Below are 20,503 nucleotides of genomic sequence, written 5' to 3' on the forward strand. Positions count from 1 at the left end.
TTTCCAATGTACGGTTCCAGCCGCCAGTACGCAGAGCAATACCGCAAGGTCGGCGTGTCCAGCGCCGTCAACGATGCCGACCCGCATAAACTGGTCGCCATGCTGCTGACCGGTGCCTGCGAGCGCATCCGCCTGGCCGAAGCCTGCCTGGAGCGCAACGACCAGGCCCGCAAGGGCAAGGCGATCGGCGAGGCCTGCGCCATCGTCGGCCACCTCAACGGCTCGCTCGACCATGAAGCCGGCGGCGACATCGCCGGCAACCTGTCGGCCCTGTACGACTACGTCATGCAGCGCCTGACCGATGCCAACCTGCACAACGACGGTGCCGCCCTGCAGGAAGCCCTGCAGTTGCTTACCGAAATCGACGCCGCGTGGAATGCCATCCCGCACGACCAGCGCCAGCCCGCTACGGCAGGCGCCTGATGCACGACCCACTCGCCACCGACGTACTGCAACCCCTGCACGACGCGCTGGACGAGCTGTCGCGCGCCGTCGAAGGTGAAGACCACGACCTCACCCAGCGCCTGATGGATGCCTACGACCAGCAGGTCCGGGCGTACCTGGACGAACACGACGCCCGCATCGACGCCGGCTCGCTGCGGGGACTGATCGCCCGCCAGCAGCAGGTCAGCATCCGCATGGCCGCCCGTCGCGACGAAGCGGCCACCCATATCACCGCCGACCGACGCGCCGTTCGCGCGTCCCTCGCCTACCTCCGGGCAGAATCCCTGACATGAGCGACCTTCGCCCCAGCGACATCCATCATCCGGCCGAAAGCGAGCTGTTCGATGAAACGCTGAGCTGCGACGTCGCTCTGCCCGCCGAATTCCGCCTGGGCAGCAGCGCCATCCGCCCGGGCAACGCCGAAACCCTGTTGCGCGGCGTCGCCCTGGTCGAGGATTCCCGGGGTGACGACAGCCATGACGACCGGGGCGAGTCCAGCACCCAGTTGCAGCGCCTGGAGGCCAAGCTGGACCTGACCATGGTCCTGCTCGGCCGCCTGGTCCGGCAGAGTGCCCAGGACCTGGACCTGCGCCCGCTGCGCTGGTCGCGCCGGGGCATCCGGCTTGAGCTGGGTGCCCGCACCGGCGCGCCGGCCGGCAGCCTGGGGGTGATCCGCCTGCAGCCCTGCGACTGGCTGCCCGACCATATCGACCTGCCTGTGGCCGTGCTGGCCGAAGCGGCCACCGGGTCCGGCTCCTGCCTTCTCTGGCTGCGCTTTGAGCCGATGAACGATGCGTTGGAAATGGCGCTGGAGCGGCACCTGTTCCGGCTGCACCGGCGGCAGGTGGCCGATGCGCGGCGCGGCCGGTAATCCTAAGGCCGGCCGCTGGCCGGCTCCAGGCAATCCTCGAAACGCGGAATCCGACTGACAGTCGGGGCTACCGCGCTTGGCGTCGCCTTCGCGCTTGGCTAGCGCCTCGCGCTAGGCTAATGTGAAGAACTTCCTGTCTTCACATCGTCCCTGCCCGTGCGCGTTCTCATCGTCGACGATCACACCCTGGTCCGCGCCGGCCTCAGCCGCCTGCTCCAGGGCTTTGCCGACGTGGAGGTCGCCGCAGAGGCCAGCAATGCCGAACAGGCCCTGCAGATGGCCCTGCTGCATTCGCCCGATGTGATCCTGATGGACCTGTCCCTGCCCGGCCGTACCGGGCTGGAAGCCCTGAGCGACATCCTGGTGCGCGCGCCCGGCACCCGCGTGGTGATGATGACCATGCACGACGACGCCGTGCACGTCCGCGACGCCCTGGACCGGGGCGCGGTCGGTTTCGTGGTCAAGGATGCCGCCCCGCAGGAGCTGGACCTGGCCCTGCGCGCCGCACATGCCGGCCAGGTGTTCCTGAGCCCGCAGATCTCGGCCAAGATGCTCGCGCCCATGCTGGGCAAGGAAAAGCCGGTCGGCATCGCCGCCCTGTCGCCACGCCAGCGCGAGATCCTGCGCCAGATCGGCAAGGGCGAAAGCAACAAGGAAATCGCCGCCGACCTGGGCATCAGCGTCAAGACGGTGGAAACCCACCGCGCCCGCATGATGGAATCGCTCGGCTGCCGCCGCGCCAATGACCTGCTCCTGCTCGCCGCCCGCCACCAGCACGAACTCGAATAGAGCCGGGCCCTGCCCCGCTGCAGGCGTCCGCGCAGGCAATGTGTCAGCTCCCCGACACTTCCTGACCCCGCCGGCCACAATCGTCGACTTTTTGAACCGCGCGCAGCCGGCCCGACCACGAAAACATGGGGCTTCAGCGGCTCCCGGCGTCAAATAACCGGATTACTGTCGGGAATCTCCCTACACGCTGTCGGGAACCTGACGACCCCACTAGGGAACCCCCTGATTTCCCCGACAAGGGATCAGAAGCAAGATGTGTTCCATAACGCACCGGGCAGTCGGTGCGACGGGGATACACCACATGAAGCCGATGATGTCGACCCAGATGGGTCAGCAGTTGCACCTCACGCCGCAATTGCTGCAGTCGATCCGACTGCTGCAACTGGACGGCATGCAGCTGGAACTGGAAATCCGCCGCGCGCTGGACACCAATCCGCTGCTGGAGCTGGAAGAAGCGCCTGCGCCCGACACTGCGGACACCGGCGAAGCCGGCACCACCGTGGAAGTGGCCGCGTACGACGAGCTGCCCGAACCGGCGATGTGGGATGTGCCCGGCGCCAGCTGGCACGACGGCGACGACGACCGCCTGCAGCGCATCGCCGCCGATGAATCCAGCGACCCGCAGCTGCGCGCCCTGCAGCGCCTGTCGCTGGAACTGGACGCACGCGAGCTGGCCGTGGCCCGCTTCTGGCTGGAACACTGCGACGCCGCCGGCTACCTGGACGCGCCGCTGGAGCAGCTGACCCTGCTGGCCAGCGCCCACTGCGATGTCGATGCGGCCGGCGTGGAAGCGGTGCGCCAGCACATCCTGCACGGCGACCCGGCCGGCCTGGCCGCCCGCGACCTGCACGAATGCCTGTCGGTCCAGCTGCATGCCCTGCACGGCCGCGTACCGGCCCGCCACCTGGCCCTGCGCGTGCTGGACAACGGCCTGGAAAGCCTGGCCGCCCACGATTACCCCGCCCTGGCCCGCCAGCTGGATGCCGAAGTGGCCGACATCCACGAAGCGGTGCGGCTGATCCTGTCACTGCAGCCGCGCCCCGGCGAGGACCTGCTGCCGGGCACGGCAGGCGTGGTCATCCCCGATGTGGTCGCCTGGCATGCCGATGGCCAGTGGCGCGTGGCATTGAACCCGGCCACCAGCCGCCGCCTGAGCATCAACCCTGGTTATGAAAGCGCACTGGCCGATGCCGGTGACAGCGCCCAGCCGCTGCGCGACATGCTGCAGGAAGCCCGCTGGTTGACCCGCGGCCTGTCCATGCGCTACGACACCCTGCTGCGCACCACCCGGGTGATCATCGAACGCCAGGCCGGCTTCCTTACCCGCGGCGAAGAGGCGATGGCGCCGCTGACCCTGAAGGAAGTGGCCGATGCCATCGGCATGCACGAATCCACCGTATCGCGCATCACCACCGGCAAGTACCTGCAGACCCCGCGTGGCACCCTGGAGCTGAAGCACTTCTTTGCCGTTCGTCTGGAAGGTGCCAGTGTCTCCGGCCAGGCCGTGAAGGCCATGGTGCGACGCCTGATCGACGCCGAACCGGCCGGCCGGCCGCTGGCTGACGAAGCAATTGCGGGACTTCTGTCACGTCAAGGCGTCAACATTGCGCGCCGGACCGTTGCAAAATACCGCGAACAACTGGACATCGCCCCGGCCCGGGAACGCCGCCGGCACAATGCCCGCACCCCGCTGATGGCCCGGGTGGGCTGAAGGAAGTACACGACATGAACAAGCTCACCGTCCTGCTGGTCGATGACCACGAGGGCTTCATCAACGCCGCCATGCGCCACTTCCGCAAGGTCGAGTGGTTAAACGTGGTCGGCAGCGCCGCCAATGGCCTGGAAGCCATCGAGCGTTCCGAAGCACTACGCCCGCAGGTCGTGCTGATGGACCTGGCCATGCCTGAAATGGGCGGACTGCAGGCCACCCGCCTGATCAAGTCGCAGGATGATGCGCCCTACATCGTCATTGCCAGCCACTTCGACGACGTCGAACACCGCGAGCACGCGCTGCGTGCCGGTGCCGACAACTTCGTCAGCAAACTGTCCTACATCCAGGAGGTCATGCCGATCCTGGAGGGCTTGAAGGAGACCGCGCCATGAGCGAGTCACGCATCCTGGTGCTGGACAACGACGCAGTACGCGCCGAGCGCACCGTGGGCCTGCTGGAATTCATGGACTTCAACCCGCGCTGGATTGCCGACGCGGCCGACTTTGATACCACCCGCCACCGTGCCACCGACTGGATGGCCGTGATCATTGGCGGCCTGGAACCCGGCCCACGCAGCGAAGCGCTGTTCGCCTGGGCCGGCCAGGGCGCGCTGCCGCCGCCGGTGATGCTGATCGACGGCGATGCGGGCGCCTTCGCCCAGCGCCATGGCCTGCACGAGGCCAATGTGTGGCTGCTGGAAGCGCCGCTGCGCCATGCGCAGATGGAAGCACTGCTGCGCCGCGCCAGCCTCAAGCGGCTGGATGCCGAACACCAGGCCGGTGCCGCGCAGGACCAGGGTCCCACCGGCGACGGTGCGGCGGTCAGCGCGCTGCGCCGGATGATCGAACAGGTAGCTGCCTTCGACACCACCGTACTGGTGCTGGGCGAATCGGGCACCGGCAAGGAAGTGGTGTCGCGCTCGATCCACCAGCGCTCGCCGCGTCGGGATGGCCCGTTCGTGGCGATCAACTGCGGTGCGATCCCCGCCGACCTGCTGGAAAGCGAACTGTTCGGTCACGAAAAGGGCGCCTTCACCGGTGCGCTGAGTGCGCGCAAGGGCCGTTTCGAAATGGCTGAAGGCGGCACCCTGCTGCTGGATGAAATCGGCGACATGAGCCTGCCGATGCAGGTCAAGCTGCTGCGCGTGCTGCAGGAGCGCAGCTTCGAGCGCGTGGGCGGCAACCAGACCATCCGCTGCAACGTACGCGTGATCGCCGCCACCCACCGTGACCTGGAATCGCGCATCGCCGACGGCAAGTTCCGCGAGGATCTGTTCTACCGGCTCAACGTGTTCCCGATCGACGTGCCCGCCCTGCGCGAGCGCAGCGAAGACCTGCCCGCGCTGGTGGGCACCATCGCCGGCCAGCTGGCCCGTACCGGCCGTGGCGAGGTACGCTTCAGCCCCGAAGCGTTGCAGGCGCTGGCCTGCTACGAATGGCCCGGCAACGTGCGCGAGCTGACCAACCTGGTCGAGCGCCTGGCCGTGCTGCACCCGGGCGGCAACGTACGCGTGCAGGATCTGCCGGCACGCTACCGCGGCGATTTCGCAGTGGCCGCGCCGGTTGCAGCGGCCGCACCGGCACCCGCAGGCGATGAGCGGCTGGACCTGCGCAGCTTCTCGTTCCACGCCGCTGACGCTGCGGCAGCGGCGAACGGCACCGGCGCCAATGGCAAGGCGGTCGCCCTCCCCGACGCCGGCCTGGACCTGCGCAACCACATGGCCAACATCGAGTTGAACCTGATCAACGAGGCGCTCGAACGCACCCAGGGCGTGGTCGCCCACGCGGCCCAGTTGCTTGGCCTGCGCCGCACCACACTGGTGGAAAAGCTGCGCAAGTATGGAATCGAGCGTGACCAGGCCGAACTGGTGAGTTGATGCCCGTGTTCTTCCGACGGATTCGCTCAGGACGCCCGGGTACCCCCGGGCGTCTTCATATCTGCCGGTAGCGCCGGCCGTTGGCCGGCCCGCTGCAATTTCCGGACATGACGTGGGCCGGCCAACGACCGGCGCTACCGGGCATGGCGTCGGTTTCCCGACGCCGGGGTTCCGACGCCGGCGCTGCGTCGGCCTGACGCAGCGGCATTCCGTCGCGTCGGTCCTGTAACCGGTTGCGCGGCAGCCCTACACACCACGCCATCACCACCTCGCTGAACCACTCAGGCATTTCGGCACGGGGCTTGCAACGTCATCACTCGAAACCCCCAAACAGCCGGAACGTTCCAGATGTCACACTCCGTCACCTCGATTCTTTCCCAGATCCGCACCTACCAGACCCAGGTCGGTCAGTCCGTTGCCAGCCCGCTGGCCGAGACCCCCCAGACCAATGCCCTGCAGGGACTGCTGGCACCGCAGGATGTCCAGGGCCCGAGTTTCACCGAGACCCTGCGCGGCGCGATCGCCGGCGTCAACGACGCCCAACAGAAATCCGGCGCCCTCGCCCGCGCCTTCGAGCTCGGCGAACCCGGCGCCGACCTGGCCAAGGTGATGGTCGCCTCGCAGCAGTCCCAGATCGCCTTCCGCGCCACCGTGGAAGTCCGCAACCGTCTCGTCCAGGCTTACCAGGACGTGATGAACATGCCGCTGTAAGGATAGAACCGCATGGCCCTGTCGCTCACCAAGGAATCCCTGAACGCCGAAAAGGCGGGCCAGTGGTTCGACCGCCTGCAAAGCCTGCAGATCACCCGTCGGCTCGGCCTGATGGCGATGATCGCCGTGGCGGTTGCGGCAGGCCTGTTCGTGTTCTTCTGGTCGCAGAAGCCGGGCATGGTGCCGCTGTATACCGGCCTGGACCAGAAGGCCACCGCCGAAGCCACCGACCTGCTGCGCGCCGCGCAGATTCCATTCGAACTGGATGCCGCCACCGGCGGCATCACCGTGCCGGAAAAGAACCTGCACGATGCGCGCCTCAAGCTCGCCGGCTCCGGCCTGACCGACAGCGGCCGCCTCGGCTTTGAGCTGATGGAACGTGACCCGGGCTTCGGCGTCAGCCAGTTCATGGAAAACGCCCGCTACCAGCATTCGCTGGAAACCGAGCTGTCGCGCACCATCAACACGCTGCGTCCGGTGCGCGATTCGCGCGTGCACCTGGCCATTCCCAAGCCCAGCGCCTTCACCCGGCAGCGCGACGTGGCAAGCGCCTCGGTGGTGCTGGAACTGCGCGGCGGGCAGCAGCTCGAACGCGGCCAGATCGACGCCATCGTGCACATGGTGGCCGCCAGCATTCCCGACCTTGCCCCCGAACGCGTGACCGTGGTGGACCAGAGCGGGCGCATGCTCAGCGTGTCCGACCCGAACAGCGAAGCGGCGTTGAATGCCGCCCAGTTCGACCAGGTGCGCCGCCAGGAGACCTCGTTCAACCAGCGCATCCGCGAGTTGCTCGAGCCGATGACCGGCCCGGGCCGGGTCAACCCGGAAGTCAGCGTGGACATGGACTTCTCGGTGATCGAAGAAGCCCGTGAGCTGTACAACGGCGAGCCGCAGAAACTGCGCAGCGAACAGACCAGCGAAAACAGCACCAGCACGCCGGGCCCGCAGGGCGTACCGGGTGCGGCCAGCAATACCCCGCCGGGCCCCGCTGCCGCACCGGCCACCGCCGCCACGCCGACCGAGACCTCGCGCAACGCCACCCGCAACTTCGAGCTGGACCGCACCCTGCAGCACTCGCGCCAGCCGGGCGGCCGCATCAAGCGCGTCTCCGTGGCGGTGCTGCTGGACAACGTTCCGCGCCCCGGCGCCAATGGCAAGACCACCGAACAGCCGCTGTCGGCCGCCGAGCTCACCCGCGTCGAAGCGCTGGTCAAGCAGGCCGTCGGCTTCGATGCCGAACGTGGCGATACCGTGTCGGTGATGAACGCCCCGTTCGTGCGCGAAGTCACCCCGGTGGAAAGCCCCAGGTGGTGGGAGCTGCCGCAGGTGCAGGACGGCCTGCGCCTGCTGCTCGGCGCCATCGTGGTGCTGGCGCTGGTGTTCGGCGCGCTGCGCCCGGCGCTGCGCTCGATCACCGGTACCCCCAGGAAGCTCGGCAAGGACGACACCCTCGAACCACACAGCGCCGACGTGCAGCTGGTGGACGATGGCGAAGGCCTGCCCGCACTGGGGTCGGACCGGGTAAACCTGTCAGGTCATGAGCCGCTGGCGCTGCCGGTGGACTCCTATGAGGAACGACTGCGCATGGCGCGTGAAGCTGTAAAGACCGATTCCAAGCGCGTGGCCCAGGTGGTCAAGGGCTGGGTGGCCAATGATTGATCCCGCCGCCCCCCCCGCCCCGCTGAGTGGCGTGCAGCGCGCCGCCGTGCTGCTGCTTTCCCTGGGCGAACTGGAAGCGGCCGACGTGCTGCGCCACATGGAGCCGAAGGAAGTCCAGAAGATCGGAATCGCCATGGCGACCATGAGCGACATCACCCGCGAGCAGGTCGAGCGGGTGATGGACCAGTTCAGCAGCGAACTGGGCTCCAAGACCTCGCTGGGCGTCGGCTCGGACGACTACATCCGCAACATGCTGGTGCAGGCGCTGGGCAGCGAGAAGGCCGGCAACCTGATCGACCGCATCCTGCTCGGCCGCAACACCACCGGCCTGGATGCGCTGAAGTGGATGGACCCGCGTGCGGTGGCCGACCTGGTCCGCAACGAGCACCCGCAGATCATCGCCATCGTCATGGCCCACCTGGAAACCGACCAGGCCGCCGACGCGCTCAAGCTGCTGCCCGAACGCACCCGGGTCGACGTGCTGCTGCGCATCGCCACCCTGGACGGCATTCCGCCCAACGCGCTGAACGAGCTCAACGAGATCATGGAGCGCCAGTTCGCCGGCAACCAGAACCTGAAGTCCTCCAACATCGGCGGCGTGCAGTGCGCGGCCAACATCCTCAACTTCATGGACAGCGGCCAGGACCAGGCGATCCTGGGCGAGATCTCGCGCATCGATGCGCCGCTGAGCGCACGCATCCAGGAAAAGATGTTCGTGTTCGACGACCTGATCGATCTGGAAGACCGCGAACTGCAGCTGGTGCTGCGCGAAGTGAGCGGCGAGCGCCTGGGCCTGGCCCTGCGCGGCGCCGACATCAAGGTGCGCGACAAGATCACCCGCAACATGTCCCAGCGTGCCGCCGAGATCCTGCTTGAAGACATGGAAGCGCGCGGCCCGGTGCGCCTGTCGGATGTGGAAACCGCGCAGCGCGAGATCCTGGCCATCGTCAAGCGCATGGCCGATGAAGGCACCGTCACCATCGGCGGCAACGCGGAGGCGATGCTGTGAACAACGCCGTGCGCTGGCTTGCCCCGGACCTGCTCGCGACCCCCGCCGCGCCGCAGGACGATCACTACGACCTCGACGAACCGGTTGCCGAGCACGACCCCGAACCACTGCTGCAACTGCCGACCCTGGAAGAAATCCAGGCGATCCAGGACGCGGCGGAAAAGGATGGCTTCGAACAGGGCCACGCCGACGGCCAGGCCCAGGGCCAGGCCGAAGTGCGCCGTCTGATCGCACAGATCGAAGGCATCCTGGACAACTTCGGCCGGCCGCTGGCGCGGCTGGAAAACGAAGTGGTGGCCGCACTTGGCGAACTGGCCGTGCGCATCGCCGGCACCCTGGTCGGCCGCGCCTACGAGGCAGACCCGGCCCTGCTCGCACAGCTGGTCGGCGAAGCGGTCGATGCGGTGGGCGGCGCCAACCGCGACGTCGAAGTGCGCCTGCACCCGGACGACATCGCCGCACTGGCCCCGCTGCTGCAGCTCTCGCCCACCCAGCGCCTCACCCCCGACCTCAGCCTGAGCCGCGGCGACCTGCGCGTGCATGCCGAGGCCGTGCGCATCGACGGCACCCTGGAAGCGCGCCTGCGTGGCGCGCTGGATGCGGTGCTGCGCAAATCCGGAGCCAGCGCATGAACACCGAACCCCTGCCCCCGCCTGCGGCGGACTGGTCGGCCGCGCGCAACCTGCGCCTGGCCGCGCGCCTGGACGGCATCCAGCCCGATGGCGCGCATGGCCGCGGCCTGATCCGCGAAGGCGTATTGCGCCGCGCGGTCGGCCTCACCCTGGAAGCGGTCGGCTGCGAATCGCCGATGGGCGCCAGCTGCAAGGTCGAAGTGGCCGATGGCGGCTGGGTCGATGCCGAAGTGGTCGGCTTCGCCGGCGAACGCACCTACCTGATGCCCAGCGCCGAACTGCACGGCCTGCTGCCCAACGCCCGCGTGGTGCCCTCGCTGGGCCGTGGCGGCGTCGAAGTCGGCGAAGGCCTGCTCGGCCGCGTCATCGACAGCGACGGCGTGCCGCTGGACGGCAAGGGCCCGATCCGCGCCGAAGGCACCGTCGGCATGGCCGGCGTCTCGATCAACCCACTGGCCCGCGAACCCATCACCCAGCCGCTCGACGTCGGCGTGCGCGCCATCAACGCCCTGCTGCCAATCGGCCGTGGCCAGCGCGTAGGCCTGTTCGCCGGCTCCGGCGTCGGCAAGTCCACCCTGCTCGGCATGATGACCCGCTACACCGCCGCCGACGTCATCGTGGTCGGCCTGATCGGCGAACGTGGCCGCGAAGTGCGCGACTTCGTCGAAAGCACCCTGGGCGAAGAAGGCCTGCGCCGCGCCGTAGTGGTGGCCAGCCCCGCCGACCGACCGCCGCTGGCCCGCCTGCATGGCGCCTACCGCGCCACCGCGATCGCCGAATGGTTCCGCGACCAGGGCCTGAACGTCCTGTTGCTGATGGACTCCCTGACCCGCTTCGCCCAGGCCCAGCGCGAAATCGGCCTGTCGGTGGGCGAACCGCCGACCACCCGCGGTTACCCGCCGTCGGTGTTCGCCAAACTACCCGCGCTGGTCGAACGCGCCGGCAACGGCGCCAAGGGCCGCGGCTCCATCACCGCCTTCTACACCGTGCTGACCGAAGGCGACGACCCGCAGGACCCCATTGCCGACGCCGCCCGCGCCATCCTCGACGGCCACATCCTGCTCTCGCGCCGGGTGGCCGACAGCGGCCTGTACCCGGCCATCGACGTCGAATCGTCGGTCAGCCGCGTCGTCACCGAAATCGCCGACGAACCCTGGCGCCTGCGCATCCGCAAGCTCAAGCGCCTGGTCTCGGCCTACTCCAGCAACCGCGACCTGATCGCCATCGGCGCCTACCAGCGCGGCAACGACCCGGCCACCGACGAAGCACTGGAACGCTGGTCGGACATCGTCGATTTCCTCGGCCAGGACGTTGGCAAAGCCGCCGACCTGCCGCACAGCCAGGCCGCACTCAAGCGCCTGGTGGAACCTGAGGGCTAAGCCATGCAATCCAAGCGCATCGATCCCCTGCTCAAGCGGGCCCAGGACCACGAAGACGAAGTCGCCCGGGACCTGGCCGAACGCCAGCGCGTGCTCGATACCCACCTTTCACGTCTGGAAGAGCTGCGGCGCTATGCCGAGGAGTACGCCAACGCGCAGATGGCCGCCACCAGCCCGGCCCAGCTGCTCAACCGCCGCGCCTTCCTCGACCGCCTCGACACTGCCGTGGCCCAGCAGCGCCAGACCGTGGACAGCAACCGCGAAAAGGTCGAAGCCGAACGCGCCCGCCTGATCCTGGCCAGCCGCGACAAGGCCGTGCTCGAACAGCTCGCGGCCAGCTACCGTGCCCAGGAAAAAGTCCTGGTCGACCGCCGCGACCAGCGCGACATGGACGACCTTGGCGCCCGCCGCAGCCGCCTGGCCCGCAGCGAAGACACCGACAGCGGAGACACCCCGTGATGCCCCCCAGCCTGCTCGGCAGCAGCGCCGGCCCCACCGCCGGCAGCAGCGCCCCCCCCGCCAGCCGCAGCAACGCCAGCGGCAGCGACAGCGACCGTCGAGACTTTGACGCCCTGCTCAAGACCGACAGCGGCAGCAAGGAAGCGCCCGCCAAAACCACCGCCGACAAGCCCACCACCGCCGACACCGGCGGCAACGCCGCAGGCGACGCCAAGCGCCGCCCGGCCAGCGACGAAGCGACCGACGCCGCCGACCCTGCGGCCGCACCCGCCACCGCCGCCACCGAAAAAACCACGACCAGCGAGCCCACCGACGACACCGACGCCGCCCCCTGGCCTCCGCTCGGCCTCGCCGGCCTGGCCCTGGCCGGCCTCGAACCGGTCACCGTGATGGCCGCCCCCGCCCCCGCCCCCGCCCCCGCCGCCAGCGCCGACGCCGCAGCCCTGGCCAAGGCAGATCCCGCCCCGCCCACCCTGCCGACCGCCACAACCACCCCTGCAACGCCCGCGTTGCCTGGCGCAACCGCTGCCACCGACAGCAGCCCCGCTGCCATCGCCCTGCCGCTGGACGCCGAGGTAGCCGAAGACACCCCCCTGCCCAAGGCCCTCACCGACGCCATCGCCAACGCCGGCGGCGACACCGACGCCCCCACCACCCCGCTCCTGCACGCCCTGCACGCGGCCGCCGAACTCAAAGCCGCCGCCACCGCCAGCACCCCGTTCCAGGGCGACCCCACCGCCACCCCACACGTCGGCGGCGACGACTTCGACGACGCCGTGAGCGCCCGCATTGGCTGGCTGGCCGACCAGAAGATCGGCCACGCCACCATCAAAGTCACCCCGCACGACCTCGGCCAGATCGAAGTGCGCCTGCAGATGGACGGCGACAAGGTCCACGCCAGCTTCAGCAGCGCCCACGCCGACGTCCGCCACGCCCTCGAATCGAGCATCCCGCGCCTGCGCGAAATGCTGAACGAGCAGGGATTCCAGCTGGGTAATGCCGACGTTGGACACCAGCAGACCGCGCAGGACGGCAAGGCAAACGGCGGCCAGCCAGGTCACGGAACCGGAGACGGAGACGGAGATGCGGCATTGGTCGAAACAACGATTTCCCCATCGCAATTGATGCGCCAGCGCGGATTGTTGGACGCATACGCGTAAGGCCGGCCCGGCCAACGGTCGGGCCCTACCGCTTGGACCAGAGATCTCCGTGGGCCGGCCAACGGCCGGCGCTACCGTCGTCGATTCGGTTGAGCGTTGGTTTTTCCCACCGTCAATAGGACACCGTCAAAGGTGGGTCTCAGCACCCACACCCCCGCCGCTTCGCGGCCGCCCCCTGACTCAGGGGGCTCTCTCCTCCAGAACGATCAAGGCGCCTTCGAAGCCCGTCAAAATCCCGGCAACGCAAAACCGTCGGGGTTCGGCACGCCCTTTGCATGTAGCCAGGAAGCAATCCTATGGAGCTTCCCCTCGTGGCCGCAGCCGCTGACAAAACCAAGAAATCCACCGACAAGGACAAGGCCGCCAAACCGCGCAGCCCCCTCCTCTTCACCGCCCTCATTGCCGTCGTCGCCGCTGGCGCCGCCGGTGGCGGCGTGTGGTACTTCACCCAGTCCCACGACGAGAAGACCCTGGTCAAGGCCACCGCCGCCAAATCGGGCGTACCCGCCCCTGCCCAGTACTTCGGCCTCGAACCCCCCTTCGTCGTCAACCTCAGCAGCAGCTTCGACGGCCCCCGCTACCTCCAGGTCGAAGTCCAGCTCATGACCCGCGACCCCGCTGCCCTCGAAGCCATCAAGCTCCACGCCCCCGCCATCCGCGCCAAACTGCTCATGCTGTTCTCCCAGGTCGAACCGGCACAGATCGCCGACCGCGCCGGCAAAGAACGCCTGAAGGCCGACTCCCTGGCCGAAGTGCAGAACCTGCTCAAAGCCGAAACCGGCAGCAAGGGCGTCGACGAACTGCTGTTCACCAGCTTCGTCACCCAGTAAGGGCATCCCATGAATGACCTGCTTTCCCAGGACGAAATCGATGCCCTGCTGCATGGCGTGGATTCCGGCGCCGTCGAAACCGAAGTCGACGCCATCGCCCCCGGCGAAGCGCGCAACTACGACTTTGCCAGCCAGGACCGCATCATCCGCGGCCGCATGCCGACCCTGGAAATGGTCAACGAGCGCTTCGCCCGCCTCTGGCGCATCGGCCTGTTCAACCTGATCCGCCGCTCCGCCGAATTGTCCGTGCGCGGCATCGAACTGATCAAGTTCAACGATTACATGCACTCCCTGTACGTCCCCACCAACCTCAACCTGATCCGCTTCAAGCCCCTGCGTGGCACCGGCCTGATCGTGTTCGAACCAACCCTGGTGTTCGCCATCGTCGACAACTTCTTCGGCGGCGACGGACGCTACCCCACCCGCATCGAAGGCCGCGAATTCACCGCCACCGAAATGCGCGTCATCCACCTCCTGCTCAAGCAGACCTTCGCCGACCTGCGCGAAGCCTGGGCCCCGGTGATGGATGTCGAGCTTGAATACATCAACTCCGAGATCAACCCGCACTTCGCCAACATCGTCACCCCGCGCGAGTACGTCGTGGTCTGCCGCCTGCATGTCGAACTCGACGGCGGTGGCGGCGACATCCACGTCACCCTGCCCTACTCGATGCTCGAGCCGATCCGCGAACTGCTCGACGCCGGCATCCAGAGCGACCGCAACGACCGCGACGAAAGCTGGGGCACCATGCTGCGCGAACAGCTGAACATCGCCGAAGTCACCCTGTCCAGCGTGCTCGCCACCAAACGCATGAGCCTGCGCGACCTGACCCAGCTGAAGATCGGCGACATCCTGCCCATCGACCTGCCGCCGCAGGTGCCGCTGTGCGTGGAGAACATTCCCGTGTTCACCGGCCAGTTCGGCGTGGCCAACGGCATGAACGCCGTCAAGATCACCGCTACCCACCCGCCGGGCGCACGCCCGCGTGTTCCCGTCATCCAGGAAGACCCGCAATGAACGACGACATCGAAACCAACGAAGCGGCACCGGCGCAGTTCACCACACTGCAATCGGACGATACCAGCGCTGGTCCCGACCTCAACCTGGACGTGATCCTCGATGTGCCGGTCACCCTGTCGCTGGAAGTCGGTCGCGCCCGCCTGCCCATCCGCAACCTGCTGCAGCTCAACCAGGGCTCGGTGGTGGAACTGGAACGCGGCGCCGGCGAATCGCTCGACGTGTTCGTCAACGGCACCCTGATCGCCCACGGCGAAGTCGTGGTGATCAACGACCGCTTCGGCGTGCGTCTGACCGACGTGGTCAGCCCCAGCGAACGGATCCGGAGACTGCGTTGATCGCCCTGGCACTCATCGCCGCCGGTACACCGGCGGCCAAGGTGGGCCAGCACGCCGCCGCAGCACCCAGCATGTTCGGTGCCGTGCTCGCCCTGCTTGCGGTGCTGGCACTGATCGTCGGCCTGGGTTGGGTGCTCAAGCGCATGCCCGGCAGCGGCTTCAAGCCTGCCGAAGGCCTGCGCGTGGTGGCCAGCCTCAACGTGGGTGCAAAGGAACGCGTCGTCGTGGTCGACGTCAACGGCGAACAGCTGCTGCTCGGCGTCACCGCCGGCGGCATCAACACCCTGCACCGCCTGCCCGAACCGCTGCCCACCCCGGAACCGGCGCGCCTGCCGGATTTCAAGAACCTGCCGAATTTCGCCCAGCTGCTGCAACAGCGGCTGCGCAAGGAACCCTGATCATGCGTGGCCCCCGAGCATCCTGGACCCATTACCTGCCGTTGCTGCTGGCCGTGCTGCTGTGCGCATTGCCCGCGCTGGCCATGGCCGCGCCCGGCCTGCCTGGCAGCCCCGCACTGCCGGACGTGAATGTCGGCAGGATCGGCGGCCAGCCGGTGAGCCTGCCGCTGCAGACCCTGCTGCTGATGACCGCGATCACCCTGATCCCGTCGATGCTGCTGGTGCTCACCGCCTTCACCCGCATCATCATCGTGCTCGGCCTGCTGCGCCAGGCGCTGGGTACCGGCCAGACCCCGTCCAACCAGGTACTGCTGGGCCTGGCCCTGTTCCTGACCGCGATGGTGATGCTGCCGGTGTGGCAGAAAGCCTGGGGCAGTGGCATGGCGCCCTACCTCAACGGCGAGATCGACTTCCAGACCGCCTGGACCCTGACCACCCAGCCGCTGCGCGCCTTCATGCTGGCGCAGATCCGCGAAACCGACCTGATGACCTTCGCCGGCATGGCCGGGCACGGCACCTACGCCAGCCCCGATGCCATTCCGTTCCCGGTGCTGGTCGCCTCGTTCGTCACCAGCGAACTGAAGACCGCCTTTGAAATCGGCTTCCTGATCTTCATTCCGTTCGTGATCATCGACCTGGTCGTGGCCAGCGTGTTGATGTCGATGGGCATGATGATGCTCTCGCCGATGCTGGTCTCGGCCCCCTTCAAGATCCTGCTGTTCGTTCTCGTCGACGGCTGGGTGCTGGTGGTCGGCACGCTCGCCGCCAGCTTCAACGCCGCCTGAGGCTGACATGACGCCCGAACTTGCCCTGACCGAACTGCGCGGTGGCCTGATCACCGTCCTGTGGGTGGCCGGCCCGCTGCTGTTGACCGTACTGATCGTCGGCGTGGTCGTCGGCGTGGTGCAGGCCGCCACCCAGCTCAACGAACCCACCATCGCCTTCGTCGCCAAGGCGGCTGCGCTCACTGCCGTATTGTTCGCGCTGGGCAGCCTGTTGATCGGCCACCTGGTCGAGTACACCACGCTGCTGTTCCAGCGCATACCGCACCTGATCGGATAGCAGCGCGATGGATTCGGCAACCCAGATGGCCGCCGACGGACTCAATGCCTTCGGCATGATCGGCACCGTGCTGTGGACCATGCTGCGCATCGGCGCGATGATCATGGCGATGCCGCTGGTCGGCAGCCGCGCGGTGCCGGCGCGCGTGCGCGTGATGCTTTCCGGTGCGCTGGCCATCGCACTCTCGCCGATGCTGCCGCCGGTGCCCACATGGACCGGCTTCGATGCGGCCACGGTGCTCAGCATCGCGCGCGAGCTGGCCATCGGCGTCTCCATCGGCTTCCTGCTGCGTCTGGTGTTCGAAGCCGGCGCGATGGCCGGCGAACTGGTCTCGCAGGGCACTGGCCTGGCATTCGCGCAGATGAGCGACCCGATGCGCGGTGGCACCTCGGGTGTGATCGGGCAATGGTTCTATCTGCTGTTCGGCCTGCTGTTCTTCGCCGCCAACGGCCATCTGGCGTTGATCTCGCTGTTGATGGACAGCTACAAGGCGGTACCCATCGGCGCATCGCTGCCCGATATCGATGCGTTCCTGAGCGCTGCACCGAACTTCCTGTTGCAGGTATTTCGCGGCGCGTTGACGCTCTCGCTGCCGCTGACGGTGGCCATGCTGGCGGTCAACCTGGCCTTTGGCGTGCTGGCCCGCGCCGCACCCGCGCTCAATCCCATCCAGCTCGGCCTGCCGGTCGCGCTGCTGCTTGGCCTGTTCCTGCTCACCGTCCTTGCAGGTGAAATGGGCCCGCCGGTACAACGCCTGTTCGATGCGGCGTTCCAGGCCGCAGACGGCCTTACGCAGTAGGCCGACCATCACGCGCATACCCCTGGCCTGCAGGCCAGGTGAAAGCTGCGTGATGCCCGCATGAAATCCGGCCTTTTTTCGCTTGCGCTCGCCCCCCCCTGTGTCATTACCATGCCCGCATGGCAGGGGGAACGTGCCGGAGCAGCCCGCGCTGATCGCAAGCGCAGGCCAATCTTCATTCGATTGCAGCTGTGTACGCCAAGGAGAGTCATGATGCTCATCGGCAGTTACACCCCATGGTTGGTCGTGGTTTCACTGCTGGTCGCCATGCTTGCGTCCTTCACCGCGCTGGACATGGCCAACCGGGTCACCACCGCGCCCTCGCCGAGAATCAGCGTGCTGTGGCTGCTGGGCGGCGGCTGCGCCATGGGCCTGGGCATCTGGTCCATGCACTTCATCGGCATGCTCGCCTTCCGCCTGCCCATCCCACTGGGGTACGACCTGGAGCTGACTGTCGTTTCGCTGTTGGCGGCAGTGGCCTCTTCGATTTTTGCGCTATGGCTGGTCTCGCGGGCCACGCTTCCACACTCGCGTCTGGCCCTCGGCGCCTTGCTGATGGGCAGCGGCATCGCCAGCATGCATTACCTTGGCATGGCGGCGATGCGCATGCGCCCGGGCATCGAATACCACGGTGGCTGGTTCACCCTGTCATTGATCATTGCGGTGGCGGCGTCATGGGTAGCGCTGTTCGTCGCCTTCCGCCTGCGCCACAACGAGCTCCGGCTGCAACATCGCGTGGCACCAGCTGTGGTGCTGGGAGCGGCCATCGTCGGCATGCACTACACCGGCATGGCGGCAGCGCGCTTCCCGGCCGACAGTGTCTGTGGCGCAGCCGCCGGCACCGGCCTGCAGACCCAGTGGCTGGCGGCGCTTGTGATGGTGCTCACCATCGCCATCCTCGCCGTGGTACTGCTGGTGTCGTGGCTGGACCAGCGCCAGCAGGCGCAGCTGCTGCGGCTGCGCAACCGGCACCTGCGCAGTTCGCTGGACGATGCGCAGGCCGAACTCAGCCAGGCGGCACTGCATGATCCGCTGACCCACCTGCCCAACCGCCTGCTGCTGCAGCAGCGCATCGAACAGGCACTGGTGGATGCCGAACAGCGTGGCGGGCGCTTCGCGGTGATGTTCATGGACCTGGACGGCTTCAAGCAGGTCAACGATGCCTACGGCCACCAGACCGGCGATGCCCTGCTGGTTGCCGTGGCCACGCGCACCCGCCAACTGTTGCGCGCGACCGATGTGATGGCGCGCCTGGGCGGCGACGAATTCGTGCTGGTGGTGGGCATCGAGAACGACGATGACGTGGCCGGCCTGGCCAGCCGCATCATCCAGGCCGTCGGTACCGGCAGCCTGGTGCCCGGGCATGAGCTGCAGGTGACCGCCAGTATCGGCATCGCCATCTGTCCCGACCACGCCACCACCGAACGCCAGTTGATGGGCTATGCCGATGCGGCGATGTACCAGGCCAAAGAGGCTGGACGCAACGCCTTCGTGGTGTTCGCCGAGTGGATGAGCGACACCGCCGAACAGCAGTTCCGGCTGTTGGCAGACCTGCGCCGCGCGATCCAGTCAAACCAGTTGTTCCTGCATTACCAGCCGAAGGTGCGGGTCAGCACCCGCCTGGTCTGCGGCGCCGAAGCATTGATCCGCTGGAACCACCCCGAACATGGCTTGATTCCGCCGGATCGCTTCATCCGCCTGGCTGAACGCAGCGGCGTGATCCACCAGATCGGGCGGTGGGCACTCAACGAAGCCTGCCACCAGCTGCGACGCTGGCATGAAGCCGGCCATGACGGCTGGTCGGTATCGGTGAACCTGTCTCCCATCCAGTTCAGCTCACCCAACCTGCTCAATGAGGTAGACGATGCGCTGAAGCTGCACCGGGTCGAACCGCGCCGGCTGGTGCTGGAGATCACCGAAAGCGCGGTGATGCGTGACACCGAAACCAGCCTGCGCCTGCTGCAGGCGCTGGCCAGGCTGGGCGTGGGCATTTCCATCGACGACTTTGGTACCGGCTATTCCAGCCTGCTGTACCTCAAGCGCCTGCCGGCCACCGAGATCAAGATCGACCATGCGTTCGTGCGCGACCTGGAAAACAGCTCCGAGGACGTGGTGATCGTCTCGGCGATCGTGGCGCTGGGGCACGCGCTGGATATGGACATCGTCGCCGAAGGCGTGGAAAGCGCCGGCCAGCGCGCCTACCTGGAGCGGCTGGGGTGCGACTTCCTGCAGGGCTACCTGCTCGGTCGCCCCGTCGATGCAGAGCGCTTCATGAAACTGCACGACCTGCCCCGCCCCCGCATGGTGGTGTCACGGGAGTACAAAACCTCTCAGGGCGGCCATTTTCTGGATTGACGGCAGGCGCAGCCACGCAGGGCGTGGCTCTACCGGCGGTGTCCTCGTGCTGGACGCGTGGCGACATGATCGCCGCGCCGAACCATGCGCGACCATCCAGGATCACGCACACAACCGCAGCAGCACCGCGCCTGCCACGATCAGCCCGGCGGCCATCCACCTGCGCCGGGTGACCCGCTCCCGCAACACCAGGGCCGAAATAAGCACGCCGAACAGGATCGAGGTTTCGCGCAGTGCCGAAATCATCGCCACCGGCGCCTGCGTCATCGCCCACAACACCACCCCATACGATGTCAGCGTGCCGACGCCGCCCACCACGCCGTAACCCCAGTTGGCGCGCGCGTAGGCGCTCAACTGCGGCACCCGCGTGCACAGGGCCCAGATCGGCAACGGCAGCCCGGACAACAGGAACAACCACAGCGTATAGCCCACCGCCGATCCCGACTGCCGCGCACCCCATGCATCCACCAGCGTGTAGGTGGCAATCACCCCGGCATTGATCAGCGGCAGCCACATCTGCCGGCGCACGATCCCGTGCGCCATGCACAGAATGCCTACGCAGATCAGCCCGATGCCCGCCCACGCGCCTTCCGGCAAGCGCTCGCCCAGCAATACTCCGCCCAGCACCGCCACGATGATCGGCGCGCAGCCACGCATCAGCGGATAGGCCGCGCTCATGTCGGTCAACCGGTAAGTGCGCGCGACCAGCAGGTAGTAGCCGGCCTGCAGCACGGTCGACATCGCCAGCCATCGCCAGCTGCGCGGATCCGGTGCGGCAACGAATGGCAGGCAGAGCGCAGCGATCAGCGCCGCCGAACCGGTCACCAGGATCGTGGTGAACAACGTATCGCTGCCGCGTTTGACGATGGCATTCCAGCTGGCGTGCAACAGCCCGGCCACCAGCACGGTGCAGAACAGGAAAGGCGACATCGGAACACGCAGCAGCCATGGGACCCCAATGATGCCGTAGAGCCACGCCCTGCGTGGCTGCTCTTCGTTCCGCG

The 20,503-nt window shown here is 67.6% G+C and carries 23 protein-coding genes; 22 read left to right on the forward strand and 1 reads right to left on the reverse strand.

Annotated elements, in window-relative coordinates; genetic code table 11:
• Positions 1–6: 6 nt before the first annotated feature.
• The 22 genes from fliS (at position 7) to WIX41_RS00555 (ending at position 19,499) form a co-directional block, all read left to right on the forward strand.
• Positions 7–423: a flagellar export chaperone FliS gene (gene fliS, locus WIX41_RS00450; RefSeq protein ID WP_339445235.1), complete on the forward strand. Its 417-nt coding sequence runs from the start codon at positions 7–9 to the stop codon at positions 421–423.
• Positions 423–737, forward strand: a complete 315-nt coding sequence (locus WIX41_RS00455; RefSeq protein ID WP_339445236.1) for a hypothetical protein — start codon at positions 423–425, stop codon at positions 735–737. Before fliS ends, WIX41_RS00455 begins: the two co-directional genes overlap by 1 nt.
• On the forward strand, positions 734–1,315 hold the full coding sequence (locus tag WIX41_RS00460) for a PilZ domain-containing protein (RefSeq protein ID WP_339445237.1): 582 nt from the start codon (positions 734–736) through the stop codon (positions 1,313–1,315). The genes WIX41_RS00455 and WIX41_RS00460 overlap by 4 nt, the downstream gene beginning before the upstream one ends.
• Before the next feature lie 156 nt (positions 1,316–1,471).
• Entirely contained in the window at positions 1,472–2,104 is a 633-nt protein-coding gene (locus tag WIX41_RS00465) for a response regulator transcription factor (RefSeq protein WP_339445238.1), read from the forward strand.
• Positions 2,105–2,405: 301 nt separating this feature from the next.
• On the forward strand, positions 2,406–3,815 hold the full coding sequence (gene rpoN / locus WIX41_RS00470) for an RNA polymerase factor sigma-54 (RefSeq protein ID WP_409187283.1): 1,410 nt from the start codon (positions 2,406–2,408) through the stop codon (positions 3,813–3,815).
• A 14-nt stretch (positions 3,816–3,829) separates the two neighbouring features.
• Positions 3,830–4,207 (forward strand): response regulator, encoded by a 378-nt coding sequence (locus tag WIX41_RS00475; RefSeq protein ID WP_339445240.1) that lies wholly within the window; start codon positions 3,830–3,832, stop codon positions 4,205–4,207.
• The gene (locus tag WIX41_RS00480) at positions 4,204–5,691 is read left to right on the forward strand and encodes a sigma-54 dependent transcriptional regulator (protein ID WP_339445241.1); all 1,488 of its coding nucleotides are present in this window, start codon (positions 4,204–4,206) and stop codon (positions 5,689–5,691) included. The genes WIX41_RS00475 and WIX41_RS00480 overlap by 4 nt, the downstream gene beginning before the upstream one ends.
• A gap of 348 nt (positions 5,692–6,039) precedes the next feature.
• On the forward strand, positions 6,040–6,402 hold the full coding sequence (gene fliE, locus WIX41_RS00485; RefSeq protein WP_339445242.1) for a flagellar hook-basal body complex protein FliE: 363 nt from the start codon (positions 6,040–6,042) through the stop codon (positions 6,400–6,402).
• A 12-nt stretch (positions 6,403–6,414) separates the two neighbouring features.
• On the forward strand, positions 6,415–8,061 hold the full coding sequence (fliF, locus tag WIX41_RS00490) for a flagellar basal-body MS-ring/collar protein FliF (protein ID WP_339445243.1): 1,647 nt from the start codon (positions 6,415–6,417) through the stop codon (positions 8,059–8,061).
• A gap of 22 nt (positions 8,062–8,083) precedes the next feature.
• The gene (gene fliG, locus WIX41_RS00495; RefSeq protein ID WP_409187424.1) at positions 8,084–9,070 is read left to right on the forward strand and encodes a flagellar motor switch protein FliG; all 987 of its coding nucleotides are present in this window, start codon (positions 8,084–8,086) and stop codon (positions 9,068–9,070) included.
• Complete coding sequence (locus tag WIX41_RS00500; RefSeq protein ID WP_339445245.1) at positions 9,067–9,702, forward strand: FliH/SctL family protein; 636 nt, start codon at positions 9,067–9,069, stop codon at positions 9,700–9,702. Before fliG ends, WIX41_RS00500 begins: the two co-directional genes overlap by 4 nt.
• Positions 9,699–11,081, forward strand: a complete 1,383-nt coding sequence (locus WIX41_RS00505) for a FliI/YscN family ATPase (protein ID WP_214903414.1) — start codon at positions 9,699–9,701, stop codon at positions 11,079–11,081. The genes WIX41_RS00500 and WIX41_RS00505 overlap by 4 nt, the downstream gene beginning before the upstream one ends.
• Before the next feature lie 3 nt (positions 11,082–11,084).
• On the forward strand, positions 11,085–11,540 hold the full coding sequence (gene fliJ, locus WIX41_RS00510; protein ID WP_339445246.1) for a flagellar export protein FliJ: 456 nt from the start codon (positions 11,085–11,087) through the stop codon (positions 11,538–11,540).
• On the forward strand, positions 11,540–12,700 hold the full coding sequence (locus WIX41_RS00515; RefSeq protein WP_339449370.1) for a flagellar hook-length control protein FliK: 1,161 nt from the start codon (positions 11,540–11,542) through the stop codon (positions 12,698–12,700). Before fliJ ends, WIX41_RS00515 begins: the two co-directional genes overlap by 1 nt.
• Before the next feature lie 296 nt (positions 12,701–12,996).
• On the forward strand, positions 12,997–13,530 hold the full coding sequence (locus WIX41_RS00520; protein WP_409187284.1) for a flagellar basal body-associated FliL family protein: 534 nt from the start codon (positions 12,997–12,999) through the stop codon (positions 13,528–13,530).
• Between the two features lie 9 nt (positions 13,531–13,539).
• Positions 13,540–14,547 (forward strand): flagellar motor switch protein FliM, encoded by a 1,008-nt coding sequence (fliM, locus tag WIX41_RS00525; protein ID WP_339445248.1) that lies wholly within the window; start codon positions 13,540–13,542, stop codon positions 14,545–14,547.
• Entirely contained in the window at positions 14,544–14,885 is a 342-nt protein-coding gene (gene fliN / locus WIX41_RS00530) for a flagellar motor switch protein FliN (RefSeq protein WP_409187285.1), read from the forward strand. The genes fliM and fliN overlap by 4 nt, the downstream gene beginning before the upstream one ends.
• Positions 14,882–15,283, forward strand: coding sequence for a flagellar biosynthetic protein FliO (fliO, locus tag WIX41_RS00535; RefSeq protein ID WP_339445249.1), 402 nt, complete (start codon positions 14,882–14,884; stop codon positions 15,281–15,283). The genes fliN and fliO overlap by 4 nt, the downstream gene beginning before the upstream one ends.
• A 2-nt stretch (positions 15,284–15,285) precedes the next feature.
• The gene (gene fliP, locus WIX41_RS00540) at positions 15,286–16,068 is read left to right on the forward strand and encodes a flagellar type III secretion system pore protein FliP (RefSeq protein ID WP_339445250.1); all 783 of its coding nucleotides are present in this window, start codon (positions 15,286–15,288) and stop codon (positions 16,066–16,068) included.
• A gap of 7 nt (positions 16,069–16,075) precedes the next feature.
• Positions 16,076–16,345, forward strand: coding sequence for a flagellar biosynthetic protein FliQ (locus tag WIX41_RS00545; RefSeq protein ID WP_017356083.1), 270 nt, complete (start codon positions 16,076–16,078; stop codon positions 16,343–16,345).
• A 7-nt stretch (positions 16,346–16,352) separates the two neighbouring features.
• Entirely contained in the window at positions 16,353–17,144 is a 792-nt protein-coding gene (fliR, locus tag WIX41_RS00550; RefSeq protein ID WP_339445251.1) for a flagellar biosynthetic protein FliR, read from the forward strand.
• 213 nt (positions 17,145–17,357) lie between these two features.
• The gene (locus tag WIX41_RS00555; RefSeq protein ID WP_339445252.1) at positions 17,358–19,499 is read left to right on the forward strand and encodes a putative bifunctional diguanylate cyclase/phosphodiesterase; all 2,142 of its coding nucleotides are present in this window, start codon (positions 17,358–17,360) and stop codon (positions 19,497–19,499) included.
• 102 nt (positions 19,500–19,601) lie between these two features.
• Here WIX41_RS00555 and WIX41_RS00560 read toward each other — a convergent pair whose 3' ends face one another.
• On the reverse strand, positions 19,602–20,429 hold the full coding sequence (locus WIX41_RS00560) for a DMT family transporter (protein WP_339445253.1): 828 nt from the start codon (positions 20,427–20,429) through the stop codon (positions 19,602–19,604).
• Positions 20,430–20,503: the final 74 nt, after the last annotated feature.

The organism is Stenotrophomonas sp. AB1(2024) (genome assembly GCF_037482345.1).
In the GTDB taxonomy this organism is placed as follows: domain Bacteria; phylum Pseudomonadota; class Gammaproteobacteria; order Xanthomonadales; family Xanthomonadaceae; genus Stenotrophomonas.